This window comes from Buttiauxella warmboldiae (assembly GCF_003818135.1).
Classification (GTDB): domain Bacteria; phylum Pseudomonadota; class Gammaproteobacteria; order Enterobacterales; family Enterobacteriaceae; genus Buttiauxella; species Buttiauxella warmboldiae.
In genome coordinates this window covers 1-10,276 of the sequence record NZ_RPOH01000014.1, presented here as the reverse complement: position 1 = coordinate 10,276, position 10,276 = coordinate 1, and the positions used below count along the sequence as shown (strand labels likewise).

Annotated in this window: 10 protein-coding genes; 6 read left to right on the top strand and 4 right to left on the bottom strand. The window is 55.0% G+C overall.

All coding sequences use genetic code 11. The features are described 5' to 3' along the window. Positions 1-103: 103 nt before the first annotated feature. Together arsC and bepA are read right to left on the bottom strand one after the other, a co-directional pair. Positions 104-460: an arsenate reductase (glutaredoxin) gene (gene arsC, locus EHN07_RS04450; protein WP_124022994.1), complete on the bottom strand. Its 357-nt coding sequence runs from the start codon at positions 458-460 to the stop codon at positions 104-106. An 11-nt stretch (positions 461-471) separates the two neighbouring features. Continuing rightward, positions 472-1,935 (bottom strand): beta-barrel assembly-enhancing protease, encoded by a 1,464-nt coding sequence (gene bepA, locus EHN07_RS04445; protein WP_124022993.1) that lies wholly within the window; start codon positions 1,933-1,935, stop codon positions 472-474. 208 nt (positions 1,936-2,143) lie between these two features. Between bepA and EHN07_RS04440 the strand changes: the two genes are divergently transcribed. Next, positions 2,144-3,214 carry an AI-2E family transporter gene (locus EHN07_RS04440; protein WP_124022992.1) on the top strand — a complete coding sequence of 357 codons (1,071 nt, stop codon included), beginning with the start codon at positions 2,144-2,146 and terminating at the stop codon, positions 3,212-3,214. Between the two features lie 57 nt (positions 3,215-3,271). On the opposite strand, the gene bcp is transcribed toward EHN07_RS04440, so the two are convergent. Beyond that, positions 3,272-3,742 (bottom strand): thioredoxin-dependent thiol peroxidase, encoded by a 471-nt coding sequence (gene bcp / locus EHN07_RS04435; protein WP_124022991.1) that lies wholly within the window; start codon positions 3,740-3,742, stop codon positions 3,272-3,274. 14 nt (positions 3,743-3,756) lie between these two features. Beyond that, positions 3,757-4,314: a glycine cleavage system transcriptional repressor gene (locus EHN07_RS04430; protein ID WP_208646978.1), complete on the bottom strand. Its 558-nt coding sequence runs from the start codon at positions 4,312-4,314 to the stop codon at positions 3,757-3,759. A gap of 145 nt (positions 4,315-4,459) precedes the next feature. Here EHN07_RS04430 and dapA point away from each other — a divergent pair, with 145 nt between their 5' ends. From dapA to EHN07_RS04405, 5 genes are all read left to right on the top strand, one after another. Next, positions 4,460-5,338 (top strand): 4-hydroxy-tetrahydrodipicolinate synthase, encoded by an 879-nt coding sequence (gene dapA / locus EHN07_RS04425; RefSeq protein ID WP_124022989.1) that lies wholly within the window; start codon positions 4,460-4,462, stop codon positions 5,336-5,338. A 16-nt stretch (positions 5,339-5,354) separates the two neighbouring features. Then, positions 5,355-6,389 (top strand): outer membrane protein assembly factor BamC, encoded by a 1,035-nt coding sequence (bamC, locus tag EHN07_RS04420; RefSeq protein WP_124022988.1) that lies wholly within the window; start codon positions 5,355-5,357, stop codon positions 6,387-6,389. 107 nt (positions 6,390-6,496) lie between these two features. Further along, positions 6,497-7,210, top strand: a complete 714-nt coding sequence (purC, locus tag EHN07_RS04415; RefSeq protein WP_124022987.1) for a phosphoribosylaminoimidazolesuccinocarboxamide synthase — start codon at positions 6,497-6,499, stop codon at positions 7,208-7,210. Positions 7,211-7,341: 131 nt separating this feature from the next. Next, complete coding sequence (gene ypfJ / locus EHN07_RS04410; protein WP_124022986.1) at positions 7,342-8,217, top strand: KPN_02809 family neutral zinc metallopeptidase; 876 nt, start codon at positions 7,342-7,344, stop codon at positions 8,215-8,217. A gap of 24 nt (positions 8,218-8,241) precedes the next feature. After that, the gene (locus EHN07_RS04405; RefSeq protein WP_167467276.1) at positions 8,242-10,257 is read left to right on the top strand and encodes a tRNA(Met) cytidine acetyltransferase TmcA; all 2,016 of its coding nucleotides are present in this window, start codon (positions 8,242-8,244) and stop codon (positions 10,255-10,257) included. Positions 10,258-10,276: the final 19 nt, after the last annotated feature.

The window sequence follows — 10,276 nt, the reverse complement described above, 5'->3', positions numbered from 1 at the left end:
GTTCAGGTGAACGGAAAACCTGCGAAGCTTACATAACTCACCCTGACTGGTTGCCAAAGTGAAGGGTGAATTGTGTATAAGAGACAGCTCCTGAAGGTGAGGGTTACAAAATTTCCAGCACTGACTCCGGCGGACGGCCAATTCTTGCTTGCCCATTGGCCAGCACAATCGGGCGCTCAATCAGTTTTGGATTCTCAATCAGCGTCTGAATCAGCTGCTCTTCGCTTAATGCGGTATCCGCCAGGTTTAACTCTTTATACAACTCCTCTTTCTGACGCATTAAATCGCGCGCGCTGGCAAAACCTAGCTGGCTCAATAATGTTTTGATGGCTGCAGCATCGGGTGGGGTCTCCAGGTACAGCACCACCTCGGGCTCCACGCCATTTGCTTTTAGCAGGCTTAAGGTTTCGCGGCTCTTTGAGCAGCGCGGATTGTGATAAATAGAAACGGCGGTAGTCATTGTCACTCCTGTTACATCTTAGAATACGGAAGGAAGCGTTTTTGTAATTCGCGGAGCTGATCGATACGCGCATCATAGCGAGCCTGCTGCAGGCTACCCAATTTCACCTGGGCGCTGGCGCTGCTGAGCAGCGAAATAGCCTGGTCGAGACGCCCCACCAGCGCCATGACCTCGGCGCGTGCGGCGAGTTCCCGATCGTGATGACCTGAATCCGCCTCGGCCTGGGCTAACAGATCCCAGGCGTTGCTGTCATCAGGGTGGGTGAAGGTGTAGCGATTGAGGATCTCCACCGCCTGCTGCGGCTGTTTTGCCTGAACATAGGCGTTGGCGAGGTTAAGCTGTAGCACCGGGTTCTGTTTCAGATCGGGGGCTTTTTTCAGCCTGTTGATAGCCTCGGTGAATTTATGCTGCCCAAGGTCGATATCGGTCGATAAATCAAGATACCAGGTATTTGCCGGCTGCGCGCTAAGCAACGGTTGTAAAAGTTTACGCGCCTCTTCCCATTGATTATTCCCCATCGCCTGAAGCGCGCGGCCATACGCTGCGGCATGCTGTTCACGAATATTCCCCCGCGACCAGCTATCGAGTAAATCATCGGTGAGCTGATTACGGCCCGAATTGTACATGCCCAGCGTACGCGCTTTTGCCATGTAAAAATCTGCGGAGGATTGCACCACGACCGGGCGCATTTGGTTGGCGCGGTTGCGGGCGTCGGATAAACGGCTTTCCGGTAAGGGGTGGGTGAGAAGAATTTCCGGCGGGCGCGATGAGTAACGCGACTGATCGAGCAGTTTCTCAAGGAAGGTTGGCATCGCTTGCGGATCGAAACCCGCGCGTTGTAACACCTGAATACCGATGCGGTCGGCCTCCTGCTCGTTTTGTTGCGTAAAGCTAATCATGCCCTGCTGCGTGCCGGCAAGCGTTCCGCTTAACGCAGCCATGCCCGCTTGTGGGTTGGCCATTGCCAGTAGGATAGAGCCTAACGCGCCCACCCAGGTGAGGGGGGCGTGCTTTTTCTGATCTTCCATGGCGCGCGCCAGGTGACGCTGGGTGACGTGGGATATTTCGTGCGCCATCACCGATGCCAGCTGGCTTTCGTTATCGGCGTAACGGAACAGCGCCGCATGCAGCACGACGTTACCGCCAAAGAAGGCAAAGGCGTTGATCTCATCGTTGTTGATCAGAAAGAAATGGAACGGTGTCTTTACCGAGCTGGCATGGCTAACCAGCCGCATCCCGAGCTTGTTGATGTACTCTACCAGCAAAGGGTCATTGATTAATGGCGCGCTGCCTCGCAGCTGGCGCACGTAAAAGTCGCCCATCTGCATCTCCTGGCCGATCGACAGGGTATTGCCTGCGGAAGTTCCCATATCCGGCAGTTGATCGGCCACATCCGCAAAGGCTGGTGTGGCCGGAGCCGCGAGCAGAGCGGCCATCAGTGTTGCAACCAGCGATTTTTTCAACTGCCTGAACATACGTCCTGTCCTGTTTAATCAAAGTTACTCTTCAAGAGATGGGCGATAAGTTTTTGGTACAAAGATGAACTGTAGCCCACTGCATCACTGAAACCTATCTTATCCGCGACAATTTTAAACCGCCATTGCAGCGGGATAAAAAGCAAAGTCTTTACGGTGACATTTAGATACAATCTCTGCTCGCATAATGCTGTCAGGGAAGGGATGTATGCTCGAAATGTTGTTGCAGTGGTATCGACGACGGTTTAGTGACCCGGAAGCTATCGCGCTACTGGTGATTCTGGTGGCGGGATTTGTCATTCTGTTTTTCTTCCACGGGCTGCTTGCGCCGCTGCTGGTGGCTATTGTGCTGGCTTATTTACTGGAGTGGCCCACGGCAAGACTCCAGCGCATCGGATGTTCCCGAACCTGGGCCGCAACGATAGTGCTGGTGCTGTTTGTCGGCATTTTACTGTTGATGGTGCTGGTGGTGGCGCCGGTCGCCTGGCAGCAGGGGATCTATCTGATACGCGATATGCCCGGGATGCTTAATAAACTCTCCGATTACGCCGCCACCTTGCCAAGGCGCTACCCGGCGCTGGTTGATGCAGGCATTATTGATGCCATTGCCGAGAATATGCGTGGGCGCATGATGGGGATGGGCGATCAGGTGGTGAAGTATTCGCTGGCTTCATTAGTCGGGCTGTTAACGCTGGCCATTTATCTGGTGCTGGTGCCGCTGATGGTGTTCTTCCTCGTGAAAGATAAAGAACAGATGCTCAATGCGGTGCGCCGCGTGCTGCCGCGTAATCGTGGGCTTGCGGGGCAGGTATGGCTGGAGATGAATCAGCAAATTACCAACTATATTCGCGGCAAGGTACTTGAGATGCTGGTGGTGGGGGTCGTGACCTATATTGGCTTTGCCATCTTTGGTCTTAACTACTCGTTGCTGCTGGCGGTGCTGGTCGGCTTCTCGGTGCTGATCCCATATATCGGTGCGTTTGTGGTGACTATCCCGGTGGTCGGCGTGGCGCTCTTCCAGTTTGGCGTTGGCCCTGAATTCTGGACGCTGTTCGGGGTGTACCTGATTATTCAGGCGCTGGATGGTAACCTGCTGGTGCCGGTGCTGTTTTCCGAAGCGGTGAATCTGCACCCGTTGGTGATTATTCTGTCAGTGGTGATTTTTGGCGGCCTGTGGGGATTCTGGGGCGTGTTCTTCGCCATTCCGCTTGCCACGCTGATTAAAGCGGTGGTGCATGCCTGGCCTGATAGCGTGCTGATCGAAGATAAACCTGATTAGAGACAGTAAAAACCACCTGCGCGATGCCGGTGGTTTTTACTCAGGAACTGGCTGAAATTAAGCGTTTTCTTTCAGCCAGTTCACCACGATATCGTGATGGTTGCTGGTCTTGAAATCATCAAACACTTTTTCAACTTTCCCTTCTCCATCGAGCAGGAAGCTGATGCGATGGATACCGTCGTAGGTCTTGCCCATAAACGACTTCTCGCCCCAGACCCCAAACTGCTCACAAACCTGATGGTCTTCATCAGAAAGCAGCGTGAAGTTCAGCAACTCTTTCTCGGCAAAACGTGACAGTTTTTCTGGTTTGTCGGTGCTAATACCCAGTACTTCCACACCCCGCTTTTTCAACTCGTCCATGTTGTCGCGCAAACCGCACGCTTGCACGGTACAGCCTGGCGTCATCGCTTTCGGATAAAAATAAACCAGAACGCGCTGTCCCTGGAAGTCGGTCAAATTTATTTGCTCGCCGTCCTGATCGGGCAAGCTAAATTTCGGTGCGCGGTCACCGGCTTTCAGTGGGCTCATTACAAATCTCCGTCTTAATCATCTTGCTGTGGATAATTTACAACGTTAATACTGCCCTGTGCTTCGAGTTCTGTACAGAGGGCCCTGAACGCATCTTCGATAACGCTCGCATCCTGCGATGCCGGACTGTGCGCCGTGATCTGAATGTATAACTGTGGCGGATTGCCATCCTGAGCCGGTTGAGTACGGGAGCTCAACTCCGCAATATTCATATTATGCACATCAAACAGGTTAGTGAAGCGCTCGATCAAATGCGGCGAGTCGGTAACTTCTACCTGAACCCAGACGGTTGCAGGCATCGCCGGACGCTCCTGCGCGGCGGTACGCTTCATCACAATCAATAAATCCAGCTCTGCGCCTTTTAGCGGCAGCGTCGATTCAATCAGGGTTATCGCATTCCAGGAGCCCGACAGCAGCATAATAAACGTGAACTCTTCACCGAGCATGGCGAGGCGGCTGTCTTCAATATTACAGCCGCAGCTGCTCACATGGCGGGTGATGGTATTAACAATACCAGGGCGATCCGCCCCCAGGGCCGTAATAACCAAATAATGGTGAGGTGAGGGAGTCAAACGTGTTCTTCCTGTGAATCGGTGAGATATCATAAGGAAAGCACAAAAAAAAGTTGCGTACAACCGTGTAGCGTCACCTGGTGACTTGCTTTTGATCCTGCTCCAAACGTACCATTGAGACACTTGTTAGCACAGAGGATGGCCAATGTTCACTGGAAGTATTGTCGCGCTTGTGACGCCGATGGATGAGAAAGGTAATGTCTGCCGGTCAAGCCTGAAAAAACTGATTGATTACCATGTCGCCAGCGGGACCTCGGCGATTGTCTCGGTAGGTACGACCGGAGAATCGGCTACGTTGAGCCATGACGAGCACGGTGATGTGGTACTGATGACGCTGGAGCTGGCCGATGGCCGTATTCCCGTTATTGCAGGGACTGGCGCCAATGCCACCTCTGAGGCTATCTCGCTGACAAAGCGTTTCGAACACAGCGGCGTGGTGGGCTGCCTGACGGTCACGCCATACTACAACCGCCCAACCCAGGAAGGGCTGTATCAGCACTTCAGAGCTATCGCCGCAAGCACCGACCTGCCGCAGATGCTGTACAATGTCCCCTCTCGCACCGGCTGTGACATGCTGCCTGAAACCGTAGGCCGCCTGGCGCAGATCAAAAATATTATTGGTATCAAAGAAGCCACCGGGAACTTAACGCGCGTAAACCAGATCAAAGAGCTGGTTGAAGATGACTTCATCCTGGTCAGCGGCGATGACGCCAGCGCGCTGGACTTTATGCAGTTAGGGGGACACGGGGTCATTTCTGTCACGGCAAACGTAGCCGCGCGTGAAATGGCAGAAGTGTGTAAACTGGCTGCCAATGGGCAATATGCGCAAGCGCGCGCGATCAACGAACGCTTGATGCCGCTGCACAATAAATTATTTGTTGAACCCAACCCTATCCCGGTCAAATGGGCATGCAGGGAGTTGGGACTTGTGGCAACCGATACCTTACGCCTGCCAATGACACCGCTGACTGAAGCCAGTCGCCCGGTGATTATTAGCGCGCTCAAGCATGCCGGTTTGCTGTAAAGTTTAGGGAGATTTGATGGCTTACTTAGTACAGAAGTCGACGGTGGCGAAAGTTGCAGTGGTAACGCTTGCCATGCTGCTTGCAGCATGTAGCTCCGACCAGCGTTATAAGCGCCAGGTGAGCGGTGACGAATCCTATCTGGATGCTGCCCCTCTTGCGGAAATTCACGCGCCAGCCGGGATGATCCTGCCGGTGCAGAATGGCCAATATGATATTCCGGCCGCCAACGGCAGCGGCGCAGTCGGTAAAGCGCTGGATATTCGTCCACCCGCTCAACCTCTGGCGTTAGTCAGCGGCGCTCGTACCCAGTTTACCGGGGATAGCGCGATGCTGATGGTTGACAGCGCGCGTAGCGCAACGCTGTGGCCGCAGGTGGTGAGCGTGATTCAGGCGAAGAACTACGGCATCGATAAACGCGATGACGCAAGCCAGACGCTGAGCACTGACTGGGTTCAATGGACCCGTGCCGATGAAGACCAGCAGTACCGTGGACGCTATCAAATCAGTGTGAAACCGCAGGGCTATCAACAAGCCGTGGTGGTTAAGCTGTTGAACCTGGAGCAGGCGGGCAAGCCTGTTGCCGATGCAGCAGCGCTGCAACGTTACAGCGCTGAAATGCTTAACAGCATCAGTGCCGGTCTGGATCAAGCCCAGACTGACCAGCAGAACGCGAAAGAGAGCCGTGGTGCGACGCAGCTTGATGTACAAAGTGCGGCTGACGATACGGGCTTACCGATGCTGGTGGTGCGTGGTCCGTATAACGTCGTCTGGAGCCGTTTACCTGCCACGCTTGAAAAAGTGGGCATGAAGGTCACCGACTCAACGCGTTCTACCGGTAGCCTCGCGGTAACCTACAAACCCTTGTCTGACAGCGCATGGCAAGATTTAGGGGCGAAAGATCCGGGTCTGTCCAGCGGCGACTATAAACTGCAGGTGGGCGATCTCGATAACCGCAGCAGTCTGCAGTTCATCGACCCGAAAGGCCACACGCTGACGCAGTCCCAGAACGATGCTCTGGTTGCCGCATTCCAGGCGGCATTCAGCAGGTAATAGTTAAAGGCCAGTGCTCTCTGGCCTTTTTTTCGCCAGCCGACGCAAACGTGTGCGTCGCGATGGATAACCACATTTTTAGTTAAATCACACCTGGAGTAACAAAGATGCAAAAGCAAGCTGAGCTGTATCGTGGAAAAGCGAAAACCGTCTACAGCACCGAAAACCCGGATCTGTTGGTGCTCGAATTCCGCAATGATACGTCAGCAGGAGACGGTGCGCGCATTGAACAGTTCGACCGTAAGGGCATGGTGAATAACAAGTTCAACCATTTCATTATGGCTAAGCTGGAAGAGGCGGGCATTCCTACGCAAATGGAAGCTCTGCTCTCCGACAACGAAGTGCTGGTGAAAAAGCTTGATATGGTGCCGGTTGAGTGCGTTATTCGTAACCGTGCGGCAGGCTCTCTGGTGAAGCGTCTGGGTATTGAAGAGGGTATTGAACTCAATCCACCGCTGTTTGATCTGTTCCTGAAAAACGATGCGATGCATGACCCGATGGTCAACGAATCTTACTGTGAAACCTTTGGTTGGGTGAGCAAAGAGAATCTGGCCCGCATGCGCGAGCTGAGCTACAAAGCTAACGACGTGCTGAGCAAAATCTTTGACGACGCGGGCCTGATCCTGGTCGATTTCAAGCTGGAATTCGGCTTGTTCAACGGCGAGGTGGTGCTGGGTGATGAGTTTTCCCCTGACGGTAGCCGCCTGTGGGACAAAGAAACGCTCGATAAAATGGACAAAGATCGTTTCCGCCAGAGCCTGGGCGGCCTGATTGAAGCCTATGAAGAAGTCGCGAAGCGTATTGGCGTTAAATTAGACTAAAACCTCGCACGATTCTTATGAAGCCGAATGTGTTCTCACATTCGGCTTTTTCACGTCTTGTTTCTTATGGTAATTCTTGAGTTATCCGCCTACGATCTATTGATTACAAGTTGTGAATAATGGAGTCGCCTATGCGCTGGCAAGGTCGTCGCGAAAGCGACAATGTTGAAGACAGAAGAAATAACTCTTCCGGCCCGGGCTTTGGTGGGGGAGGCGGCGGGTTCCGCTTGCCCGGAGGGAAAGGCGGCATCATCGTATTAATTGTGGTGGTGGTGGCAAGTTATTATGGCGTCGACCTTACCTCAATGCTGGGTGGGCAACCCGTTCCCCAGCAGCAATCTGCGCAACGTTCTATCAGCCCTGACGATGATGAAGCGGCTAAATTCACCTCGGTTATTCTGGCAACCACCGAGGATAGCTGGGGCGAGATTTTTCAGCAGATGGGCCGAACCTATCAGCCGCCCAAACTGGTTATGTACCGCGGCGCCACGCGTACCGGATGCGGCACCGGCCAGTCGGTTATGGGGCCGTTTTACTGCCCGGCGGACAGCACTGTCTATATCGATCTGTCGTTCTATGACGAGATGAAAAGCAAGCTGGGGGCGGATGGCGATTTCGCGCAGGGCTACGTTATTGCTCATGAAGTCGGCCACCACGTGCAGAAATTGCTCGGCATTGAGCCGAAAGTACGCCAGCTTCAGCAAAGCGTAAGCCAGGCTGAAGGCAATCGCCTGTCCGTAAAAATGGAATTGCAGGCTGATTGCTTCGCCGGCGTCTGGGGCCACAGCATGCAAAAACAGCAGGTGCTGGATGCCGGTGATTTACAGGAGGCACTGAACGCTGCCGAAGCGATTGGCGATGACAAACTGCAGCAGCAAAGCCAGGGACGAGTGGTTCCTGACAGCTTCACTCACGGCACCTCCGAACAGCGCTATAGCTGGTTCAAGCGCGGTTTTGACAGCGGTGAACCTGCGCAATGTAATACCTTCGGTAATACCGTCAAATAACGAGATGTGGCAAGGATTGATGCTATGGAACAGCTAAGGCACGCAACGGTCACTATGGCTGAGGCCGGTATTCGCCGGATGATGATTCTGACGGGCGAGAGTGCGTGGAGCAGCCAGCAAGTTCAGGCGATCGCCCGGCAGCTGCCCGGCGACTGGCTGTGGGTGGGCGCAGCGCCGGAACTGCCGCTGCATTGCGTCACCTCCGCAATGCGCACCTTATTGGGGCGCGAATTGCTTCATGCGGTCTTTGACGCCCGGGAAGGGCTGGATGCCGAAGCGCTGGCCGCGCTGGCGGGAACGCTCAAAGCCGGCAGTTGGTTAGTGCTTCTGGCCCCCGCATGGCACGACTGGCCGATGCAGCCGGATGGTGACTCAAGCCGCTGGAGCGAGCAGCCTGAAGCGATCTCCACTCCTCATTTTATTGCCCATCTGCAACGCTGCATTCATGCCGATAGCGAATGTCTGCTCTGGCAGCAGCACCAGCCGCTGCGCGTACCTGAGTTTATGCCACGCCCGTTGTGGCACCCGGCCTGCGGTGCCCCTTTTGCTGAACAGGCTACGATTCTGGATGAGCTTCTACAGCTCCCTGCGGGCGTTGCGGTAGTGACCGCGCCGCGAGGGAGAGGGAAATCTGCGCTGGCAGGGATGTTATTACGGTGTATTTCAGGAACAGGGCTGGTCACCGCGCCGGGCAAAGCGGCCACTGATGTGCTTGCCGCACATGCAGGGGAGCGTTTTACCTTTATCGCGCCCGATGCCCTGCTTGCCAGGATCGCAGCATTTCAGGCGGACTGGCTAATCATTGATGAAGCGGCAGCGCTTCCCGCCCCTCAACTACGCCAGCTTATTGCGCATTTCCCGAAAGTGTTATTGACCACCACGGTGCAGGGCTACGAAGGCACCGGACGCGGGTTTGTGCTTAAATTTTGCGCAGGCCTTGAGGCGCTCAGGCGCTTCACTCTTTCGACACCGATCCGTTGGGCGTTAAACGACCCGCTGGAAAAGTTAATCGACTCCGTTTTACTGTTTGATGAGCCCGACGTGACGACAGCGCCGCACGGTGAAGTTTCGCTGCACATCATTGAGCGTAGCCGCGAAGAGGAGCCATCCGGGCAGCTGCAAGAGATGTATCGCCTGCTTTCGGGGGCCCATTATCGCACCAGCCCTCTGGACTGGCGTCGGATGCTTGATGCGCCAGGTCAGCATTTCTTTGCCGCAACGAGCGGTAGCCAAATCATCGGCGCCACCTGGCTTGTGGAAGAGGGAGGGCTGGATGAGCGCTTAAGCCGGGCCGTGTGGGCCGGGTTTCGGCGTCCGCGCGGCAACCTGGTGGCGCAATCGCTGGCGGCCCATGGCGGTAGCCCGCTTGCGGCCACGCTTAAAGGATTGCGCGTTAGCCGCATCGCGGTGCATCCACTGCGTCAGCGTCAGCAAATTGGGCGGCAAATGATCGCCCGCGTGAAAACCCGCGCGCCGCAGGCTGTGGATTATCTGTCGGTGAGTTTTGGTTTTACCGACGAGCTTTGGCGCTTCTGGGAAGACTGTGGCTTTGTGCTGGTGCGCGTGGGCAGCCACCGCGAGGCCAGCAGCGGCTGTTATACCGCGATGGCCCTCCTGCCGCTGACGGGACAAGGGCAAGCGCTAACTGACCATGAACGGCAGCGCTTAGAGCGTGATATTACGTGGTTACAACCCTGGATCGATTGCCCTTTGCCGGTTATTGCCCGGCAAAATGCTACGCTAAACGGCGATGACTGGCAGGAACTGGCGGGTTTCGCCTTTGGGTATCGCCCGCAGGAGGCCTGTTTAGGTTCCCTGAATCGTTTATTGCTCAGCTCTGACTTACCGCTCAGCGCGCTGCGTGGCCGCGTGCAGCAACGTCTGAGTGTGGAATCGCTTTGCCAGCAATTACGTCTTTCCGGCCGTAAAGCGCTGCTGAGCGTGATGCGCCAGGAAGTGCAAAAGACGCTGGAAAAACTTGATGAGCAGCGGTGCGCGGCATTGAAAAATGCCCTTGTGCAACTGCAAAGATGTGACTAAGCAACAGCCCAGCAGAGGG